This window comes from Flavobacterium sp., assembly GCF_027531905.1.
GTDB lineage: Bacteria > Bacteroidota > Bacteroidia > Flavobacteriales > Flavobacteriaceae > Flavobacterium.
In genome coordinates this window covers 88,773-109,635 of record NZ_JAPZSU010000002.1, presented here as the reverse complement: position 1 = coordinate 109,635, position 20,863 = coordinate 88,773, and the positions used below count along the sequence as shown (strand labels likewise).

Annotated in this window: 17 protein-coding genes; 10 read left to right on the top strand and 7 right to left on the bottom strand. The window is 33.4% G+C overall.

Features of this window, described 5'->3' with window-relative positions; genetic code table 11:
* Positions 1-107 precede the first annotated feature (107 nt).
* The gene (locus O9307_RS00680) at positions 108-2,369 is read right to left on the bottom strand and encodes a M1 family metallopeptidase (RefSeq protein ID WP_298294191.1); all 2,262 of its coding nucleotides are present in this window, start codon (positions 2,367-2,369) and stop codon (positions 108-110) included.
* A 161-nt stretch (positions 2,370-2,530) separates the two neighbouring features.
* Between O9307_RS00680 and O9307_RS00675 the strand changes: the two genes are divergently transcribed.
* The 5 genes from O9307_RS00675 to O9307_RS00655 all read left to right on the top strand — a co-directional run bounded on the left by O9307_RS00675 (position 2,531) and on the right by O9307_RS00655 (position 7,394).
* Entirely contained in the window at positions 2,531-3,385 is an 855-nt protein-coding gene (locus O9307_RS00675; RefSeq protein ID WP_298294188.1) for an aldose 1-epimerase family protein, read from the top strand.
* A gap of 10 nt (positions 3,386-3,395) precedes the next feature.
* A complete protein-coding gene (locus tag O9307_RS00670) occupies positions 3,396-3,947 on the top strand; it encodes a GNAT family N-acetyltransferase (RefSeq protein ID WP_298294185.1) in 552 nt (183 codons plus the stop codon).
* Positions 3,948-4,040: 93 nt separating this feature from the next.
* Positions 4,041-4,469, top strand: coding sequence for a hypothetical protein (locus tag O9307_RS00665; protein ID WP_298294182.1), 429 nt, complete (start codon positions 4,041-4,043; stop codon positions 4,467-4,469).
* A gap of 46 nt (positions 4,470-4,515) precedes the next feature.
* Complete coding sequence (locus O9307_RS00660) at positions 4,516-6,714, top strand: TonB-dependent receptor (protein ID WP_298294178.1); 2,199 nt, start codon at positions 4,516-4,518, stop codon at positions 6,712-6,714.
* 122 nt (positions 6,715-6,836) lie between these two features.
* Positions 6,837-7,394, top strand: coding sequence for a DUF3575 domain-containing protein (locus O9307_RS00655; RefSeq protein ID WP_298294175.1), 558 nt, complete (start codon positions 6,837-6,839; stop codon positions 7,392-7,394).
* On the opposite strand, the gene O9307_RS00650 is transcribed toward O9307_RS00655, so the two are convergent.
* Positions 7,391-7,615 carry a VF530 family protein gene (locus O9307_RS00650; protein ID WP_298294170.1) on the bottom strand — a complete coding sequence of 75 codons (225 nt, stop codon included), beginning with the start codon at positions 7,613-7,615 and terminating at the stop codon, positions 7,391-7,393. The genes O9307_RS00655 and O9307_RS00650 overlap by 4 nt on opposite strands.
* 70 nt (positions 7,616-7,685) lie before the next feature.
* On the opposite strand from O9307_RS00650, the gene smpB reads away from it, so the two are divergent.
* Together smpB and O9307_RS00640 are read left to right on the top strand one after the other, a co-directional pair.
* The gene (gene smpB / locus O9307_RS00645) at positions 7,686-8,138 is read left to right on the top strand and encodes an SsrA-binding protein SmpB (protein WP_298294167.1); all 453 of its coding nucleotides are present in this window, start codon (positions 7,686-7,688) and stop codon (positions 8,136-8,138) included.
* An 80-nt stretch (positions 8,139-8,218) separates the two neighbouring features.
* Positions 8,219-8,857 carry a hypothetical protein gene (locus O9307_RS00640; RefSeq protein ID WP_298294164.1) on the top strand — a complete coding sequence of 213 codons (639 nt, stop codon included), beginning with the start codon at positions 8,219-8,221 and terminating at the stop codon, positions 8,855-8,857.
* A 51-nt stretch (positions 8,858-8,908) separates the two neighbouring features.
* Here the strand turns inward: O9307_RS00640 and O9307_RS00635 are convergent, their stop codons facing one another.
* Complete coding sequence (locus tag O9307_RS00635; protein ID WP_298294161.1) at positions 8,909-9,550, bottom strand: protein-L-isoaspartate(D-aspartate) O-methyltransferase; 642 nt, start codon at positions 9,548-9,550, stop codon at positions 8,909-8,911.
* Positions 9,551-9,717: 167 nt separating this feature from the next.
* Here O9307_RS00635 and O9307_RS00630 point away from each other — a divergent pair, with 167 nt between their 5' ends.
* Entirely contained in the window at positions 9,718-10,683 is a 966-nt protein-coding gene (locus O9307_RS00630) for a Gfo/Idh/MocA family oxidoreductase (protein ID WP_298294158.1), read from the top strand.
* 79 nt (positions 10,684-10,762) lie between these two features.
* Positions 10,763-11,650 (top strand): 3-hydroxybutyryl-CoA dehydrogenase, encoded by an 888-nt coding sequence (locus tag O9307_RS00625; protein ID WP_298294155.1) that lies wholly within the window; start codon positions 10,763-10,765, stop codon positions 11,648-11,650.
* 73 nt (positions 11,651-11,723) lie between these two features.
* Here the strand turns inward: O9307_RS00625 and gpmI are convergent, their stop codons facing one another.
* From gpmI to O9307_RS00610, 3 genes are all read right to left on the bottom strand, one after another.
* The gene (gpmI, locus tag O9307_RS00620; RefSeq protein ID WP_298294152.1) at positions 11,724-13,241 is read right to left on the bottom strand and encodes a 2,3-bisphosphoglycerate-independent phosphoglycerate mutase; all 1,518 of its coding nucleotides are present in this window, start codon (positions 13,239-13,241) and stop codon (positions 11,724-11,726) included.
* A 120-nt stretch (positions 13,242-13,361) separates the two neighbouring features.
* Positions 13,362-15,788, bottom strand: a complete 2,427-nt coding sequence (locus tag O9307_RS00615; RefSeq protein WP_298294147.1) for a DUF5916 domain-containing protein — start codon at positions 15,786-15,788, stop codon at positions 13,362-13,364.
* A 175-nt stretch (positions 15,789-15,963) separates the two neighbouring features.
* A complete protein-coding gene (locus tag O9307_RS00610) occupies positions 15,964-18,357 on the bottom strand; it encodes a DUF5916 domain-containing protein (protein ID WP_298294145.1) in 2,394 nt (797 codons plus the stop codon).
* Positions 18,358-18,556: 199 nt separating this feature from the next.
* Here O9307_RS00610 and O9307_RS00605 point away from each other — a divergent pair, with 199 nt between their 5' ends.
* Complete coding sequence (locus O9307_RS00605; protein WP_298294142.1) at positions 18,557-19,288, top strand: murein L,D-transpeptidase catalytic domain family protein; 732 nt, start codon at positions 18,557-18,559, stop codon at positions 19,286-19,288.
* On the opposite strand, the gene O9307_RS00600 is transcribed toward O9307_RS00605, so the two are convergent.
* Positions 19,277-20,863, bottom strand: a complete 1,587-nt coding sequence (locus O9307_RS00600) for a L,D-transpeptidase family protein (protein WP_298294139.1) — start codon at positions 20,861-20,863, stop codon at positions 19,277-19,279. The two genes, O9307_RS00605 and O9307_RS00600, sit on opposite strands and share 12 nt — an antisense overlap.

Sequence of the window (20,863 nt, the reverse complement as noted above, 5' to 3'; positions counted from 1 at the left end):
CTCTATGATTCTATGTGGTAAAAAATAATTTCACCCAACGGGTTAAAAAACATAAAAAAACGACTGTTAGATTGCTCTAACAGTCGTTTTCATTTAATGGTAATTGATTATTTTTCTTTCGTAAAAGGAATCACTTGTCCATTTCCTGTAATCACCATATCAAATCCTGTTTTTGCATCATTGAACTTGAATTTTAATCCAGCCACAGGAGCTTCAAACGTATTGGCTTCACCAGTTACCGGAGTCGCTGTAAAAGAAGGATACCCTGATATTTCAACATTCAAAGCACTATTCTTTTCTGTCAAAGTTATTTTCAAAGGAGCATTGGCTGTAGCATAAACCCCTAAATAATCGTCAAGAATCACATCTTTTTCTAATTTACCAGTAGCAGCAGTCCAAGTATTATTAGCAGTATTTGAATCTGGGAAAACGTGATCTGGATCAATTACAACACTGTCTATTTCTTCGGTAGAATTGTGTTTGAATGACCAATCCTTGTTACGTTGCCAAATTTCAACTGGTAATTTCACTCGGCTTACTTTACCACTTTTGGTTTTAATATCAACAACTATCGGCATCGCCATTTTTTCGAAATTCTCAATAGAAATAATGATTCCTTTTTTAGGATCATTTTTCACATATTTTACTGAATTTACACCTTGATCAAAACGCCAGTTGTATTGGAACCAACCTCTCCAAAACCAACTCAAATCTTCGCCAGCAACATTCTCCATTGTTCTAAAAAAATCATCAGGAGTAGGATGTTTGAAAGCCCATCTTTCCACATAGGTTTTAAAAGCCGTATCAAAACGCTCTGGCCCTAAAACTTGCTCTCTCAAAATCACTAAACCATTACTTGGTTTAAAATAACATAACACCCCAATATTTTTCTCTTTCATATTGTCTGGAGAACTCATAATGGTCTCTAGTTTAGGGCTAGTCAACATTTCGCTAATTTGGTGCAAATCTGATGGCCCATCTTTGTATTCTCCTTTGTTAAAATCAACACCACTTAAGGAATTGATAAAAGTATTAAAACCTTCGTCCATCCAAGCGAATAAACGTTCATTAGACCCAACAATCATTGGAAACCAAATATGTCCAAACTCGTGGTCTGTCACTCCCCATAAATCTTTTCCTTTGGACTCCCATCCACAAAAAACAATCCCTGGATATTCCATTCCACCTTCATTTCCTGCAACATTGGTCGCTACTGGATAAGGATATTCTAACCAACGTTTAGAATAATTTTCGATAGAACCTTTTACGTATTCGGTAGAACGTCCCCAAGCCTCGTTGCCTGCAGATTCTACTGGATAAGCAGATAACGCCAATGCTTTTTTTCCACTAGGCAAATTCATTCTCGCACCATCTAAGATAAACGCAGGAGAAGAAGCCCAAGAAACATCGCGGGAATTTTTAATTTGATAATGCCAAGTTTTAGTAGCTGATGCATTGTTTTTTGCGGTTGCATTTACTTCATCCGCAGAACGAATCACAACAGTTTTATCGCTAACCAAAGCTGCTTTATATTGTTTGAATTGCTCAGCAGTATACACTTCAGCTGGATTCAACAACTCACCTGAACACACCACCATATGATTGGCTGGCGCAGTAATTTTTATATCAAAATTACCATACTCCAAGTAAAATTCTGAAGCCCCTAAATAAGGATTCGTATTCCATCCGCGTACATCATCATAAACACACATACGAGGATACCATTGTGCCATTGTGAAGATTTTTCCGTTTTTGGTTTCCAAAACGCCCATACGGTCAGAACCTTCGTTAGGTGCAATAAAAGAAAACTCGATTTTCAATTTCACACTTCCTCCTTTGGCGGCAATAGCTTCAGGAAGGAAAACTTGCATACGAGTATCCGTAACTACAAATTTTACATCAGTTGCTATTTTGGCTTTTCCTGAAATAGCTTTAACCGATTGGATTTTAAATCCCGCATCAAAAATTTGTCCTTGACCTCCATTTCTACTTCCTGTCAAAGGAACTAAAGCCGTTCCTCTAGAATCTTGTTTGAACAAATTCTGCTCTAAATTCAACCAAAGAAAGCTTAATTTATCTGGGCTGTTATTAGTATAAGTGATTTCATCTGTACCTATAACTTCATTAGTGGCATCATTTAATTTAGCCGTTAACTGATAATCCGCACGGTTTTGCCAGTAAGCAGGTCCAGGTTCACCACTTGCTGAACGTGTAGAAGTTCCATTTTTGGTATAAAAATGCGGTGCAAACGCATCGTGATAATCGTACTTAGAAACTAGTTCTTTTTTTTCAGCTGGAGCAGGTTGCTGACCAAAAACGGAGAGTGCTCCGAAAAAAATGCCCAAGCAAGAAAGCCACTTTGTTTTCATAATATCTATAATTTGTGTTAGTGTAAGCACAAATTAAATGAAAAAATAATTATTTATAACATTAACCATAAACAAATTAAGATAATTCCTAAGGTTTATCCGTTTTAACTTCCTTGTTTTAGGGAATATCAATATATTTACGACTCATTAAAATAAATATCATGACGACAATTACCATAAAAAATGATCAAATAACGGCACAATTTAAAACACTTGGAGCCGAATTATTTTCTTTAAGAGACATAAACAACAAGGAATTCATTTGGGAAGGCAATCCTAACTTTTGGGGAAAACATTCCCCTATTTTGTTCCCCATAGTAGGTGCTTTAAAAAACAATACTTTTGAATACAATGGAACCGCATATACGCTACCGCGTCATGGTTTTGCACGTGAAATGATTTTTGAAGTAATTGATAAAAAAGAAGACAGTGTTACGTTTTCGTTACAATCCAACGAAGAAACCTTACAAAAATATCCTTTCTCGTTTGAACTTCAATTGAGTTACACTCTAATTGATACAACACTGCAACTAGGCTACAAAGTCCTTAACATGTCCGAAACTATACTTCCATTCTCGATTGGAGGACATCCAGCTTTTGCTATGCCAAAAGCATTCGATAATTACCAATTACAATTTGATGGATTAGAATCCTTAACCATTAACTTATTAGAAGATGACATGATTTCAGATACAACCAAAACTATCGAAATTCCTAATCAAAAATTGAATTTGGAGTATAAATTATTTGAAAATGATGCTTTGGTGTTTAAAAAAATACCTTCAAAATTGGTAACAATTTTAGAAGAAAACCAACCCATACTCAAAGTAGATTATACAGATTTTCCAGATCTTGGTGTTTGGACACTTGTAAATGCACCTTTTATATGTATTGAACCTTGGTTTGGTTATTCTGACACCCCAAATAATTCTGGTAAAATACTAGAAAAAGAAGGGATTCTGTTGGTCGAGCCAAATTCTTTTTTTCAAACCAATTATACAATAACGTTGCTTTAAATTTAGAAAAATGCTAACCATCAACTTCTCACCTTTTCCAATTTTAGAAACAGAAAGACTCATCCTAAGAAGAGTACTACCTTCTGATGTTAAAGAAATGTTCGAATTGCGTTCCAATCCCGAAACCATGAAATACATCCCAAGACCTTTGTTAACGACTCACGAAGAAGCCTTAGCTCATATTCAAATGATGGAAGACAAAATTGAAACCAATGAAGGAATCAATTGGGCTATCACTATAAAAGGAGACGATACGATGTTAGGAGTTATTGGACATTATCGCATCAAACCCGAACATTATAGAGCCGAAGTTGGCTATATGATTTTACCTGAATATCACGGAAAAGGAATTACAACAGAAGCTGTACAATGCGTTGTAGCTTATGGCTTCAATACGATGCAATTGCATTCTATCGAAGGAGTAATCGACCCTGAAAATGGAGCATCTGAAAAAGTTTTGCAAAAATGTGGTTTCGTTAAAGAGGCACATTTTAAAGAAAACGAATACTTTGACGGTAAATTTATAGATGCTGTAGTATATTCGAAACTCAACCCAATTTAGCCTTTAATGATACCCAAAAAGAAACATAAAAAGATTCTCAGTACATACGCAATGGTCGTAATGTACTGCTTGGGTCTTTTTTTTTCTTTTACAATGCTGATTTTACAAGAATGGCAACATATTCATTACCAAAATCAGCTTAACCAAACTGACAAATTTCAATTGCTTCGTTTTACGATAAAAGAATGGGATGCAAAAGAAAATAAAAGAGAGTTTCAGATTAATGAAGTGTACTACGATGTGCAATCCATCAGCTACAAAGAAAATGGGGTTGTTGCCAAAGTAGTAAAAGACGAACTGGAAAACGAAATCCGAGTTTTGCTTACACAAACTTTTCAAAAACAAAAATCTATTCCTGCACACAAGAAAAAAGGACATTTTTTATCCGTACACGAACCTACTTCAACCCAATGGAAAATCGAAAATAGTCCCGAATTTTTCATAACTAAAAATTCGATAAACAATAAAAAAAAGATCTGTAATTGGCTTTTAAGTCAAAAACTATTTCGTCCACCCTGCTAGTTTAATTTTAAAATAGATTTTTTTATAAAATTAAACCAAAGCAACTATGAAGAAAACAATTACTTTGTTGACTTGTCTATGCTCTTTTATGGGCTTTTCACAAGCAACAAAAGACAGCGTGAATGCTGTTGAATTAAACGAACTAGTGGTTAGTGCAAGACGTTTTGCACAACCTAAAAAGAAAATGACACAGCAAATAGAAACGCTGTCCAAAAAACAAATCGAGTTTCAAAATTTTCAAACCAGCGCCGATGCACTTGCAAATTCTGGAACATTGGCGGTTCAAAAATCACAGCAAGGTGGCGGTAGCCCAATCATTAGAGGTTTTGAATCCAGTAGAATTCTGTTACTTGTAGACGGAATCCGAATGAACAACCTTATTTATCGTGCTGGTCATTTGCAAAATATAATCACCGTTGACAAAAATATGCTCGAAAACATTGATGTGCTCTTTGGCCCTTCTTCTACCGTCTATGGAAGTGATGCCATGGGTGGAGCGATTTTTCTTCAAACTAAAAACGCACGTTTACTTGACGAAAATGACAATAAAAAGTTTTCAGGAAACATAATTTCTTCCTACAGCACTGTAAACGAAGGCAAATCAGGGCATTTTGATTTTAATTATGCTGGCAATCGATGGGCAAGTCTAACCTCTTTTTCTTATAATGAATTTGGAGATTTAAGAATGGGGAAAAACAAAAATGGTAACAATGCTTTCTTTGGAGAACGCCCCTTTTATGTAGAAACTAAAAACGGAGTAGACACTCAAGTGGCTAACCCAAATAAGTACATTCAGAAATTCTCTGGCTATACGCAATATGATTTTATGCAAAAAGTAGTTTTTAAGCAAAACGAATCTACAAAACATCAATTGAATATTCAATATTCCACTACTTCTGATATTCCAAGATACGACCGTTTGACGGACACGAATGCAGCAGGGAAATTAAGGTCGGCAGTTTGGAATTACGGTCCACAAGACAGATTTTTATCAGCCTATAAACTAGTAAAAAAAGACATTTTTGGCTCCACAACCTTGAATTTGAACGCTAGTTATCAAAAAGTAGAAGAAAGCAGGATTACCAGAAGTTTTGGTAGTGCCAATCAAACTTCAAGAATAGAAAAAGTAAACGTGTATGCCTTGACTTCTGATTTTAAAACTAAAATTGGCAATGGAGATTTGGTATACGGTGCCGACTTTTACTATGATGATTTACAATCAAAAGGAATTCGAAAAAACATCTTAACTGGCGCCGAATCCGTCACAGATTCCCGTTATCCTGATGAAAAAAACAATACACTTAGAGCCGAAGCATTTGCTTATTTCAATAACGACATTACTGATTTGACAACATTCAATACTAGTTTTAGAGGTGGTTTTACTCAATTGAATAGTGAAACTGATACTAATTTTTTCAAACTTCCTTACACCACTGTTAAACAAGAAAATTTCACCTACAGCGGTGCCATTGGAATTGCTCATAACCCTAGTAAGAATGTGAAATTAGTGTTCAATTTAGCCTCAGCTTTTCGAGTACCGAATATTGATGACTTGGCTAAAATTTTCGAATCCGTTCCTGGAAGAGTTATTGTTCCCAATCAAAATATAAAACCAGAACAATCTGTAACTGCTGATATGGGCATCACCTTCTGGGAAGGCAAACAGTTTCAACTAGAAAACACCTTCTTTTATACTCGATTGTATGATGCTATCGTGACCTCACCTTTTGAACTCAATGGACAAAATAGCTTGGTCTATGAAGGACAGTTAAGCCAGATTTACGCGAATCAAAATCAAGGAAAAGGCGAAATTGTGGGGCTTTCCACTTCACTCAAATGGTATTTGTTTCCAAAATTGCTTTTGTATGGTAACTTCAATTACACCAACGGAAGAGTTGAAAATAACTCAGGAAGATTTCCTCTAGATCATATTGCTCCAACCTATGGAAAAGCAGGCTTGAGTTATGAAACTAATAAATTTATGATTGATGCTTATGTTTTATACAATGGCAAAAAAAGATTGAGCGATTATTCACCAAGTGGAGAAGATAATTTACAATATGCGCCTGCCAACGGAATGCCTGCTTGGGAAACCTATAATTTAAAAGGAGCTTATAAAATAGTAAACAATCTTACTGTTTTTTCAGGCATAGAAAACCTATTGGATACACAATACAGAACCTTTGCTTCTGGAATAAACGCGGGAGGACGAAACTTTTACCTAGGCGGAAAATATACGTTTTAACCTTTTGAAATACCAAGTGTTGCTTTAATTATGTAGAAAAATCAACACTTGGTAATTTATATTCTATAATCTACTCAGAATTTTCACAAAAATAGATTTACATTTGCCGGAAATTAAAAAACATGAAAAAAACAATTGTATTTCTTTTATTATTAGTAGTCACTACTAGTTTTGGCCAAACCTATATCAAATTCAATGGCGCATCAGCATTAGTTGGCGTCCCTAATATTGGAGTTGAAACAAGTATTGGAAAAAAGTTAACATTCAGCTTTGATGTAATGGCTTCGTTCTGGGAATCGTTTGATGGTCATCATCCGATGCAATTTTATACCTTTACGCCAGAAGTACGCTACCATTTTAAAGAGAAATATAACGGTTGGTACGTTGGAGGTCATACAGGTCCTGATATTTTCAAAATTCAGAAATGGAATTATTGGAATACCAATCTATATGAAGATGGTTTCGGATATCGAATAGGGGTTACAGTCGGTTACAATTTCAAAATTACTGAAAAAATTAACTTAGATGCTTTTGTTGGCGGTGGATGGCATCAAGGTTTTTACAAAGGTTTTTACAATGATGGAACCCCAGGCCGCTATGACAAAGCCGAAAATTGGAACAAAAGTGGAGAATGGTTGCCCTATCGAGGAGGCGTCATGATTAGCTATAAATTAAACTAAAATTTAGTTAGCGAACGTAAGTATAATTCTTCAACTTGTTTTCGAGCCCAATCTGTTTTTCGTAAAAAAGTCAAACTAGATTTCACACTTGGATTCGCGGTAAAGCACTTTATTTTTATTAATTCGCCCAAAGTATCAAATCCATAATAGGCTACTAACTGCTCAACTATTTCTTTAAGCGTGATTCCATGCAACGGATCATTCGATTTTTTATTTTCCATTCTGCAAATTTATAGCATTTTTCAGAAAACAATTGTGCTTTCATTAATTTGTACCTAAATTTGTCAACCTATGCAAAAAACAGTTAACATACTCAATAAAAGAGCACGATTTGATTATGAAATAATCGAAACTTATACTGCTGGAATTGTATTAGCAGGAACCGAAATAAAATCCATTCGATTAGGAAAAGCTAATATTACAGAAAGCTTTTGTGAATTCAACAACAATGAATTGTTTGCAATTAATACTTACATTGAAGAATATGCGTTTGGTAACCAATTCAATCACAAAGCAAGAAGCGAACGTAAATTATTATTGAACAAAAGAGAATTAAAAACGTTAGCTAGAAGTGTACAAGCTAAAGGACTTACTATTGTTCCTTTGAAATTGTTTACTAATGAAAAAGGTATGGCAAAACTGCAAATTGGACTTTGCAGAGGAAAGAAAAACTATGACAAGAGAGAATCTCTCAAAGAACAAGACACCAAACGTGATTTGGATCGTATAAAGAAAGTATTTTAGTTTATTTAAAAGACAAATTCTTTACCTATATTATTATTAATGCTATTTTTGCCAAATAAACCTCTATAAAATAACTGATTATGAAATTTATTTTAACATCTTGTATTTGCTTTTTACTTCTTAGTTGTGGCTCTAATACAACCATTGTAAACAGTTGGAATGACCCTGAAACCACAATTTCTCAAGAACATTTCAAAAAAGTATTAGTTGTAGCTTTAGTCAAAGATGAAGCGACTCGTAGAACAACCGAAAATAGAATTGCTTCAATTAATCCTGTTTTTAAAACTTCTTATCAATATTTAAATGGTATGAATTTACAATTAACCAACGAACAAAAGGTGAAAATCCTAAAGGATGAAAATTTTGACGGAGTTTTAACTATGCGTTTAGTGAGTACTGAAAAAGAAACAAATTATGTACCTGGCACTAACACTTCCATTTATTACGGAGGTTTTGACGGGATGTACACTGGAATATACGGCTATGGTTTTGGTAACTGGTACGGAATGTATTCACCAAATTTCTACACGCCTGGCTACTATCAAGAAACCACTTACTATATGGTAGAGACTAACATTTTTTCATTGACCAAAAACAAGTTAATTTGGACAGGAACAACCAAATCATCTTATATATCAGACATCGGATTAACTGTGGATGAAATCATGAAAACACTTTATAAACAAATGATTAAAGACGGTTCTGTTAGCCAAAAATAAATCAAATGATTATAAATAGGCTGTCCAATTTCGGACAGCCTATTTTCTTTTTTAGTTCTTATCTTCTAACAATGGAACAAATCGAAATTCACCAAATTCGTGCTTTTCAAATTGTGTCGCATTTTTTCGAATTAACAATGTCATTATTTGAACCTCTTCACCTAAAGGAATGACTAATCTACCTCCTATCTTCAACTGAGCCATTAAAGGTTTTGGAATTATAGGTGCACCTGCAGTAACAATAATACTATCAAATGGTGCATGTAAAGGCAATCCTTTATAACCATCTCCAAAAGACAAATGCTTAGGTCTTATCCCTAATTTTGGAAACAATACTGAAGTTTTTTTAAACAATTCATTCTGACGTTCTACACTGTATACTTTTGCTCCCATTGTACACAAAACAGCCGTTTGATATCCTGAACCTGTACCAATTTCTAACACTTTATCGTCTTTTTTAACCTCCAATAATTGGGATTGAAAAGCGACAGTGTAGGGTTGTGAAATCGTCTGACCAGCTCCTATAGGAAAAGCCTTATCTTGATAGGCATAATCCTCAAAACTAGAATTCAAAAAAAGGTGTCGTGGTATCTTACTTATCGCATCTAATACGTTCTTATCAGTGATTCCTTTTTGTTGCAAAAGGCTTACTAATTGATTGCGAAGTCCTTGATGTTTGGCAGTATCTTTCAAATCTAAAACTAATTATTTTGGTAAAAATAAACTAAAAAATCAAATTCCAAATGAAAAAGAAAACCAAATGAAAATTAGCTTTTATCAAAGAAAAAGAGGCTATAATTTGGAATTGTAAAAATTGGATTTTCTCATTAAATTGCTATTTTTGTAGAAAGAACATTCTTATGCTAAAAATTGGAGTATTAGGTGCTGGCCATCTAGGAAAAATACATTTGCGTTTGTTGCAACAATCAGAAAAATACGAGTTGGTTGGTTTTTATGATGAAAATCAAGAAAATGGTCAAAAAATCGAAAAAGAATTTGGTTACAAACAATTCAAAACTATCGCTACTCTAATCCATGCTGTTGATGTCATTGATATTGTTACACCAACGCTTTCTCATTTTAAATGTGCCAAAGTTGCTATCAAGTCTGGAAAGCACGTCTTTATAGAAAAACCTATCTCTAATACTGTTGATGAAGCGCTTGAAATTATCGCTTTAGCCAATGAAAACAATGTCAAAGGACAAGTAGGTCACGTAGAACGATTCAATCCTGCATTTATCGCTACCAAAAACATGATTGAAAACCCTATGTTTATTGAAGCCCATCGACTAGCAGAATTTAATCCTAGAGGAACAGATGTTCCTGTTGTACTCGATTTAATGATACACGATATCGATGCTATTTTAAGTGTGGTGCAATCCAAAGTAAAAAATGTAAGCGCTAGTGGTGTATCTGTTATTAGCGAAACTCCAGATATTGCCAATGCAAGAATTGAATTTGAAAACGGTTGTGTAGCTAATTTAACAGCTAGCCGAATTTCAATGAAAAACATGCGTAAATCAAGATTTTTTCAAAAAGACGCGTATATCTCTGTTGACTTTTTAGAAAAAAGATGCGAAGTAGTAAAAATGAAAGATGCTCCAGAAGTTCCTGGTGATTTCGATATGATTTTACAAAATGCAGAAGGTGTAAAAAAACAAATCTATTTTTCTAATCCAGAGGTAGAACAAAACAATGCTATCTTAGACGAATTAAATTCTTTCGCTGACGCAATTAACAACAATACTACCCCAGTTGTCACCTTAGAACAAGCAACAGAAGCGCTTAGAGTAGCGTATCAAATTATTGATTGTTTTAAAAAATAACCCTATATATAAAATTAAAAAAAATAAAGCTTAAAGTTATTTGCTATAACTTTGAGCTTTTATATTTAAACAAAATCTTATGAAAACAATAGCTGTTATAGGTTCAGGTACTATGGGCAACGGAATCGCCCACACCTTTGCACAAAGCGGATTTACAGTAAAATTAATTGATGTTTCTGAAAAGGCATTAGATAAAGGAATGGCAACCATCGCTGCCAATTTGGACCGAATGGTAAGCAAAGGCACCATTACAGAAGAAGACAAAGCCAAAACCATTACCAATATCATTACGTATACGGATATCAAAGACGGAGTAGTTGGTGTAGATTTAGTGGTAGAAGCCGCTACAGAAAACGTAGATTTAAAACTGAATATCTTCAAACAATTGAATGAAGTTTGTTCTCACAACACCATTTTAGCGACCAATACCTCATCAATTTCAATCACACAAATTGGAGCTGTGGTAAGTCATCCAGAACGTGTTATCGGTATGCATTTTATGAATCCGGTGCCTATTATGAAATTAGTTGAAATCATTAGAGGATACAACACTTCTGATGAGGTTACCGAAATTATCATGAAATTATCTGAAAAACTAGGAAAAGTACCTGTTGAGGTAAACGATTATCCTGGTTTCGTGGCGAACCGAATTTTGATGCCTATGCTAAATGAAGCCATTGAAACTTTGTATAATAAAGTAGCAGGAGTTTACGAAATAGACACGGTAATGAAACTTGGTATGGGACATCCAATGGGACCATTACAATTGGCTGATTTTATTGGCTTGGATGTGTGTTTAGCCATTTTAAATGTAATGTATGAAGGATTCAAAAATCCAAAGTACGCTCCTTGCCCATTATTGGTAAATATGGTACGTGCTGGAAAATTAGGAGTAAAATCAGGAGAAGGATTCTATGACTACAGTGAGAGCAAAAAAGCTGAAAAAATTTCAAAAATGTTTTTGTAATTTTTTATTCCCTAAAAATAACAAACCCCAAAATCAAATGATTTTGGGGTTTATTTTTATATAAGATTTTAGACTACAATAACGAATGACTTGTCATCACAGTAGGTTTTTCAATTCCCATCAATTCTAAAATTGTTGGAGCAATATCACCTAACACACCATCATTAATTTTTTTCAATTCTTTGTCCACTAAAATAATTGGCACTGGATTCGTAGTGTGCGCTGTATTTGGACTACCATCAGGATTAATCATCGTTTCGCAATTTCCGTGATCCGCAATTACGATAGTGGTGTAATCATTTGCCAAAGCTGCTTCGATTACTTCTTTCACACAAGCATCTACTGCTTCACAAGCTTGAATAGCAGCACTCATTACTCCTGTATGACCAACCATATCACCATTTGCGAAATTCAAACAAACAAAATCAACTTCACCTTTATTCAATTCAGGAACCAATGCATCTTTCAATTCATATGCGCTCATTTCAGGTTTCAAATCATAAGTGGCTACTTTTGGAGAATTCCTCAAGATACGAGTTTCGCCCTCAAATGGAGTTTCTCTACCACCAGAGAAAAAGAACGTTACGTGTGGATACTTTTCTGTTTCTGCAATACGAATTTGTTTTTTATTCGCTTTTTCTAAAACTTCACCAAGTGTCTCAGTAATATTATCTTTATTATAGACCACTTTTACATTTTCGTAAGTTTCATCATAATTCGTCAATGTAACATAATACAAAGGCAGTTTATGCATGTTTTGCTCATGAAAATCTTTTTGAGAAAGAGCTTCTGTTAACTCTCGGCCTCTATCCGTTCTGAAGTTAAAAAAGATCACCACGTCATCAGCCTGAATAGTTGCCAAAGGTTGATTAGTAGCATCAACCACTACTAAAGGATCAATAAACTCATCGGTTACATTATTATCATAACTCTCTCCTATAGATGCAACGGGATTCTGAGTATGTTTTCCCGTTCCATTAACTACTAAATCATAGGCTAATTTTACGCGTTCCCATCTTTTATCACGATCCATAGCATAATATCTACCAACAACAGATGCTAATTTAGCAGTAGTGGGTGCTATGAAATTTTCTAAATCTTGGATGTATTGTTTTCCTGATTTTGGATCCACATCACGACCATCGGTAAAGGCGTGAACAAATACATTTTCTAAACCATATTCTTGAGAAGCCGTAATCAAACCGCGTAAATGCGAAGTATGTGAATGCACTCCTCCATCAGAAACCAGGCCTAAAAAGTGTACTATTTTGTTGTTTTCTTTGGCATAAGTAAAAGCATCAATTAGAACAGGCTCTTTTGCTAAAGTATTATTGGCTACAGCCAAATTAATTTTAGCCAAATCTTGATACACGATTCTTCCCGCACCAAGGTTCATATGACCTACCTCACTATTACCCATCTGACCTTCTGGTAAACCAACGTTTAAACCATCAGTTCTTAACTGTGCACTTGGATAGTTGTCGTACAGACTATTTATAAAAGGAACATTTGCATTGTCTATTGCAGATACTTTAGGATCAGGAGATTTTCCCCATCCATCAAGAATCATAAGTATAACTTTCTTATTCATGATAATTTTTTTATCAAAGATAAAGAATTATTAGAAGCCGAAAAAGGTTTCAAAATTCTCCAAAAAAACTCAATCGTTATAGGGGATAAAAAATCACAAATAAATAGCTAAATATTGGATTTAGCTTTTTACAAATTGATTTTTGATTTCGTTGTAATCAATGAAATAACGAACACTAACTGAGAATGTATGTTGCAACTTTTCATTGGTTAAAAGTCGACTGATGTTATCACCATATTCTTTATTAATTTCACGTTCAAAATTTGAAGAGCTATTACGGTATAGAATTGAAACTTGACTTCCAGGAGCAAACCACCATGAATAAGAAAAGTCCATATTCCAGGAATAAAAACTAGAATTTTTGTTTTTGTTATAACCCAAATAATCTACTAAACGTCCTTTATCTGTTAAAGAAAGAATGTTTTTATTTTCGGCATACGACCAATATTGACGAAGCGATAAGTTAAAATTCATCTGACTGTTAATAGAATATTTCCCAGAGACAACATGAGCATAAGTGACAACATCTCGATTAGCAAACAAAATAGTGTTATTTCCAGCTGGGTCAAAAGTAGTGGCTAAATTATCAATATATCCTTTGTTATTGTGACTTTTGGAATAACTAAAATCATATACCATGGCCAATTCATCTGTAAAACGGTATCTTGGACTAAGTGTAATCCCTATGTAATCTCTTCCTGGCTCATCTGAACGAAAATATTCAGGATTAATATCAAAAGCAAACTTATAATTATAATTGCGAGAATAATACGCCCAAAAGCCATAAGATTTTGGTATAACTACATATCGCCCCGATTGACGTGGTTCATAATAATCAAAATTTTCTAATGGATTAAGAACTATCCCAAAACCATACGAATTATTTTTTTTTGTTTCAATATTAGTATTGATATTTAAATTGTTAGCTTGTACTTTTCCTGTTTCTTTATTGAACTGAAAAAAACTATTATAATTTACTCGAAAGCCATTGAAACGTTTGGTAGGATTCAAAATTCGATAATTAGCATTTCCATAAAAACTATAATAATTAGTTTGAAAATTAATACCTAAATCATTATTATCAAAATCTTTAGTATACATATCCGCTCCTAAACTGTAACGATAATTTCCAGACGTTTCAGCAAAATTGAGTTGAGTAGCGATTCCTTTTTTAATTATATCTTCATTTACATAACTATACTTAAAATCACCGGATAAGTTGTAAGTATTGGCTTTGGTGTTTAAATCCCAAACTAAGGCAGAAACGTTGCCATCTCTAAAACTGCCATTTCTAGTTACATTAGTATTGACAAAAGCAATTGAAGAATTTTTTCTAAAGCGTTGGTCAAAAACCAAAACATTATAATTCGCTAAAGGCTCAACTACTTCTTTACGAGAATTTCCCGTAACAGTATTTGTAATGGTAGCTGTCGTTTTTTCGGTAACCGCGTTTAAAACCCCAATACCAAGACCATTTTTGGTTCTTCCAGAAACTTTTAAAGCATTAATCAAATTAACGCTAGCTGGATTATCAGTAATTACTTCATTTGTTCCGGTGGTAGGATAATTAGTAGGTGCGCCACCAATTCGTCGAGAATACAACAAATTTCCTTTGCTAAACAAGTCGGTTCCTTCTGTAAAAAAAGGTCTATTTTCGTTGAATTGTTGTTCAAATGGGCCTAAATTCAAAATCTGATCATCGTATTTAGTTTGACCAAAATCAGGGATCAAAATGGCATCAAGCGTAAATGCATCATTAATTCCATATTTTACATCCAAACCACCTTTTAAAGTTCCAGTCGTTTTTTGTTGGTCATTGGCATTCAAATAAAAAGAAGAATAAGGCAATAAAAAAAGTCTTGTGGGTGTTTTTATATTTTCTATACCAGACAATATTCCATTTTGCTGTGTAAAGGTTCCTAACTTAGAATCAATGAAGTTCCAAGAATACTTTTGACGGTCTCTTCGTATTTCTCTAAAAAAGTTAACACCCCAAGTTTGCACTTTTTCTGGCGAAAAACGTAATGCTGCATAAGGAATTCTCATTTCAACTACCCAACCAAAATCAGTAATCACTGCTTTACTATCCCAAACTGCATCCCATGAATAATCCTCTCCATTGGAATCTGTTGCCAAACAATCGGCTTGTCCGTCGGCAGCATTGACAAAGAATTGAAAATTTTGTTGCCCGTCATTGTAACCATTAATGAAAATTCCAAAAAAGTCAGCCGTACCAAAATCATCTCTTTTTGAAATTTCCTTTAAAATCTTATTGGGCTCATTATCATACATCTTTGCCGCAATGTAAATAGCCGTATTATCATAAAGTACTTTTATTTCAGTTCTTCTTTCGAGTAGTGCAGGCTTTCCATTATCGGGTTGAAACATCACAAAATCAGTAGCAGAAGCAACTTGTTCCCAAGATTGCTCATTTATTTTACCATCAATTACTATGGAAGTTGTGATAAACTTTGTTTCGAGGTTTTTCTTTTGGCTGTAGCCAAAAAAAGTAAATAAAAGTCCACTGATAAGAAGAAAAAATCTCATAGAATCTGCTTGATTGATGATGAATGCGTTTGAATTTCATTAATAGACTGCCTACTAAAACATTTGTTACAGTTTAACTAACAAAAAATCATCCCTACTTCAAAATCGAATACAAATTCATCTTTCTACAACTTTACAATTATTAAAGGCATTTTTCAGAAGCAAAAAAAATATTTTAAAATTTATTTTTAATCGAATTATAATCAATAAAATAGCGAACGCTAATTGAAATATTAGAAGTTAAATTATTATTCCAAACATTTTTGAAGTTAGTAGAAAAATCCTTTTCAATACTATCTGTTCTTTCAAGGGCAAAATTGCGATACAAAAACGACAATTGACTTCCAGGCGCAAACCACCAGCTATAGGATAAATCAAAATTCCAAGAAGTGAAATTCCGGTTTTTATTTTCATTATATGTTGTATTCGTAATTAACTTTCCATCATTTTGTAAAGTCAAAAATTCATGATTTCTAGCATAAGACCAATAATACCGAGCCGTCAAGTTTATGGTCATCTTTTCATTTAGAGCATATTTTCCAGTAAAATCATGTTGAAAATATTCTCTATCACGCTCCGCAAAAATAATTCCATCTGAAGTAGAATCAACCCACCCCCTATCATTCTTTTTATTCAAATAATCCACCGCATAAGCCAAAGAGAATCTATCATTAAAGCGGTATTTTGGACTAGCAAAAAAACCGTAATTGTACCTTCCTTGTTCATCATATTTCGCTCCAGATACGGTTAAATCAAAAGTAAATGGATGATTTCTATTCATTTCTATTCCAAAATAAGACGATACTCTTTTGGGAATAAAAACATAGCGATTGTATTCTCTTGGCTCATAAAAATCATAAGTTTCTAATGGATTGGCAATAAATGCAAACTCAAAGTAATCATTATTTAAATTAGTTCCTTTCAATACGGTTTTATACCAAGCTTCTTGGAGCTTTCCGGAAGTGTTTTGGATTTCCGCATTAACCTCCTGTTCCACTTTAAAAGTATTGAAAATTTTGGTTGGATTGACAATTCTATAACTTCCATTTGCTAAAAAACCGTGGTAATTGGTATAAAAAATAATACCCAAATCATTGATGTCATAATTTTCAGAAATGTATTTACCTGAAAACAAATAGCGGTATTTCCCACTAGTTTTAGCAAAATTTATTGCGGTTTTATAACCGTTATAATCCTGAACATCATTGATAGTACTGTACTTAAAATCTCCATATAAATTATACGTATTTGCTTTGGTACTTAAATCGAATAAAAGCCCAGAAACATTGGCATCTCTAAAACCACCATTTCGTGTAGTATTCGTATTGATAAAAGTAACAGAAGAGTTTTGATTAAAACGTTGGTCAAAAACCAAAACATTATAATTGGTAAGAGGTTCTATTACTTCTTTTCTTTCAGAATTGCTGATTGTATCTCTTATGGTAGCAAATGTTTTTTCGGTAACCGCATTCAAAAAACCAATACCCAATCCTTTTTGGGTTCTACCCGAAACTTTTACAGCATTAATTAAGTCAACTGAATTAGGATAATTGGTAATTTCTTCATCTGTATTAAGATTGACCTCGGTTGTAGGAGCCAGTCCAATTCTTCTGGAATAAAACAAATTTCCTTTTGTAAATAAATCAGTTCCTTCGGTAAAAAAAGGGCGATTTTCTTGAAATTGTTGTTCAAAAGGTTCAAGAATCAGAATGGCATTATCAAATTTGGTTTGACCAAAATCCGGAACTAAAATAGCGTCTAAAGTAAAGGAATCATTAATACCATATTTCAAATCCAAACCCGCTTTAAAAGTCATTTCAGAACCAATGTCATTTTTCTGATTATATATAGAAGAATAAGGAATCAAAAAAAGTCGCGTTGGCGTATCAATATTAGAAATCCCTTCTAATATTCCAGCTTGAGGAATCACTGCTCCAATTTTGGTGTCTACTAAATTCCAAGTGTATTTTTGAACATCCCTTTTGATTTCTCGCATGAAATTAATTCCCCAAGTTTGCTTTTCTTGATTTGAAAAACGCAAGGCAGCATAGGGTATTTTCATTTCAACAGTCCAACCAAAATCCGTCAGAACGACTTTACTATCCCAAATCGCATCCCAGGAAAAATCTTCAAAATCTTCGGTGGCTAAGCAATCCATTTGCACTCCGGCAGCACTTACAAAAAAACGAAAATCTTGTTGTCCGTCGTTAAATCCATTAATAAATACCGAAAAATGATCCGAAACCCCAAAAACATCACGATTAGTAATTTCTCTTTGGATCTTAGTTGGCTCATTATCATACATTGTGGCTGCTATGTAGATAGCATTATTATCATATATAATTTTTATTTCTGTTTTTTTGTCTGAACTGATGGGTTTACCATTATCGGGCTCAAACATAACAAAATCATTAGCGATTGCGGCGGTTGCCCATGCAGATTCATTAAATTTACCATCAATATTGATGCTTTCTGTAGTATATTTCGTTATCAAAACTTTTTTTTGGGACCATAAATTATGGTTAAAAAACAACGCCAAAACAATAATAAAAAGGTACTTTTTTTTCATTTGGGGGACTTTATTGTAGTAAATGTATGGAATTTAACAAATAAAAAAAGAAAAGAATGTGTTTTTTCTTAAATCTCAATAATATAATTTAATCGATGAAGTGTTAAATTTCATCGATTAAACACACTTTTTTTATTGATGAATATGTTTTTATTGTATATTAGCCGTCCCCAAACCTGTATTAACAAATAGATAATCAATGATTTACAACCTATCCCTCATTATAACCTTTTTCTTTTTGAGCTTCTTTTCAAGTAATAACTCCTCTTTTATTGAAAGTAAAAAGCATAAAAATAAATTTGAACATATAGCTAAACTAACAGCTATTTCTGATGTAATGATAACTTCTGTTTACCAAAACTTAAATGCAAATCAATTTGTCATGCCGCATTATGAAAGTTTTGCAGCCGCATTAAAAGGATACTATAAATTGAAAGAACAAGGAATGGCCAAAAAAGAAATTCTTACTTTGATTGATTTTAGTTTGTCATCAAACACGAGAAGACTTTGGGTTATAAACTTGGCAACAAATACTATTTTATTCCATTCTTTAGTTGCTCACGGAAGAAATACAGGTGAGGAATTTGCGACAAATTTTTCCAACAAACCTTCCTCGTTTCAAAGTAGTTTAGGATTTTATATTACGGGCGAGGTATACACAGGAAAGCATGGATTGTCACTAAAACTAGATGGTTTAGAAAAAGGAGTGAATTGTAACGCCCGTTCTAGAGCAGTAGTAATTCATGGTGCAGATTATGTTTCTGATTCCTTCATCAAAGAGCACAAAAGATTAGGAAGAAGTCAAGGCTGCCCAGCTTTACCAAATGAATTAACCTTGCCTATAATCAACGTAATAAAAAATCAATCGGTTTTATTTATTTATCATCCTTCAAGAAAATCAGTAGAGGAAATAGAAAAATTAACTTCTTAATTTTTCATACAAAGCCAAATCATAATCATAAACATCTTTTCTAAATTGAAGCTCTCCTTTCTGGCTCCATGCAGTCCAATACCAAATATAAAGGTTGTATTTTTTTTTGATTTTGATATAATGCGTTTTTCTAGTACCCAAAACTGAATCTATTTTTTCTTTAGACCAATTTTCGGAATGATTCAAAAAATACCCAGCCAATACTAAAGGTTTTTCCACTCGAATGCATCCAGAACTTAACGAACGATTAGTTAATCCAAATAAATTTCGATGATTCGTATCATGCAAGTATATACTATGATGATTGGGAAACAAAATCTTCATTTCACCAAGCGTATTATTTGGCCCTGGTTCTTGCACATAACGATAATTATGAGGTTTGGATGAGTTCCAATTTTCAGGTGCAACTACATTATTATGACTATCATAAATCGAAATATTTTTATTAGAAAGATAATTTCTGTTCTTTTTCATAGCTGGCATCACATCTTCTTTCAATATAGTTGGCGGTATCGTCCACGTCGGATTTAACACCACTGTTCGTAAATAGGAAGTAAGAACTGGTGTTTTTCTTTTATTAGTTCCAACTACCACTTTTTGAGTAATAGTAGCATCTTGATTCTCTACTACAACTAATTTATAATCAGGGATATTTACAATAATATAATCTTCTTCTGACAAAATTTCAAACCACCTCCAGCGTTCTAGATTGGCAATAATTTGCTTTTTTCTATTGGCTTTAGAAAAATTGAACGCTTCAATTGTTCCAGCACCAATTATCCCATCTGGAGCCAATCCATGTCTTTCTTGAAAGCGTTTTACAGCAACAACTGTCTTTGCATCATAAATAGCCGTTAAACTGTCAGATCCACTAAAATCTTTCCAATACTTCAATCGTTTTTTTATATCGATTACTCTAGCATTTGTATCATTGGCCACTATTTTTTCGGTAAAAACCATTGGCGTAAAATCAACATCAGAATATCCTTCAAGTAGCTGTAAAGCTTCTTTCAATTGATTATAAACTAAAGCATTTGGCTTAGATTCATGTATTATTTCGGATAATTTATTTTTGGTAAATGCCGCTGCAAGAACACTATTACAATCAAATTCATTTTTTTTTAAATCCCAATTAGTATAAAGTTCATTGGGGTTTAATTTGCCTGTTTTTAAATGAGTCAAAAACTGTTGCGTATTTAACGTCAACAATATATCATAATTAACTAAATCTTTTTCCTCAAGGAATGCATGCTTTTTTTCAAGAGAATCCAAGGATAGAATATGATAATCTTCTGGAAACAATCCTTCTTTATCAGATTCTTTAATTGCCTTCAAAATTAGCTTACGATTTGAAGCAGATTGCCAAACCGTTTTAAAGCCAGATGCTCTATAAAACTCCAATAATCTTTTATTTTCATAAGACAAAACTAATGCACTATCAAATTCAATAGCATTAGATTCCACCTGAATTTTGGGGATAGGTTTGTTTGTTATCAAAAGCGCCGAATCATCGCTTGTTTTCTTTTGACAACTCAAAACAAACCATATGAAAAGAAAAAAGTAATAGTGTTTCAT

Bases quoted from the DNA above. Each gene is read 5' to 3' on its own strand.
- O9307_RS00625 (WP_298294155.1), top strand. From the start codon at position 10,763: ATGAAAACAATAGCTGTTATAGGTTCAGGTACTATGGGCAACGGAATC.
- O9307_RS00660 (WP_298294178.1), top strand. From the start codon at position 4,516: ATGAAGAAAACAATTACTTTGTTGACTTGTCTATGCTCTTTTATGGGC.
- O9307_RS00630 (WP_298294158.1), top strand. From the start codon at position 9,718: ATGCTAAAAATTGGAGTATTAGGTGCTGGCCATCTAGGAAAAATACAT.
- smpB (WP_298294167.1), top strand. From the start codon at position 7,686: ATGCAAAAAACAGTTAACATACTCAATAAAAGAGCACGATTTGATTAT.
- O9307_RS00605 (WP_298294142.1), top strand. From the start codon at position 18,557: ATGATTTACAACCTATCCCTCATTATAACCTTTTTCTTTTTGAGCTTC.
- O9307_RS00680 (WP_298294191.1), bottom strand. From the start codon at position 2,369: ATGAAAACAAAGTGGCTTTCTTGCTTGGGCATTTTTTTCGGAGCACTC.
- O9307_RS00670 (WP_298294185.1), top strand. From the start codon at position 3,396: ATGCTAACCATCAACTTCTCACCTTTTCCAATTTTAGAAACAGAAAGA.
- O9307_RS00665 (WP_298294182.1), top strand. From the start codon at position 4,041: ATGCTGATTTTACAAGAATGGCAACATATTCATTACCAAAATCAGCTT.
- O9307_RS00650 (WP_298294170.1), bottom strand. From the start codon at position 7,615: ATGGAAAATAAAAAATCGAATGATCCGTTGCATGGAATCACGCTTAAA.
- O9307_RS00675 (WP_298294188.1), top strand. From the start codon at position 2,531: ATGACGACAATTACCATAAAAAATGATCAAATAACGGCACAATTTAAA.
- O9307_RS00600 (WP_298294139.1), bottom strand. From the start codon at position 20,863: ATGAAACACTATTACTTTTTTCTTTTCATATGGTTTGTTTTGAGTTGT.
- O9307_RS00615 (WP_298294147.1), bottom strand. From the start codon at position 15,788: ATGAGATTTTTTCTTCTTATCAGTGGACTTTTATTTACTTTTTTTGGC.
- O9307_RS00610 (WP_298294145.1), bottom strand. From the start codon at position 18,357: ATGAAAAAAAAGTACCTTTTTATTATTGTTTTGGCGTTGTTTTTTAAC.
- gpmI (WP_298294152.1), bottom strand. From the start codon at position 13,241: ATGAATAAGAAAGTTATACTTATGATTCTTGATGGATGGGGAAAATCT.
- O9307_RS00655 (WP_298294175.1), top strand. From the start codon at position 6,837: ATGAAAAAAACAATTGTATTTCTTTTATTATTAGTAGTCACTACTAGT.
- O9307_RS00640 (WP_298294164.1), top strand. From the start codon at position 8,219: ATGAAATTTATTTTAACATCTTGTATTTGCTTTTTACTTCTTAGTTGT.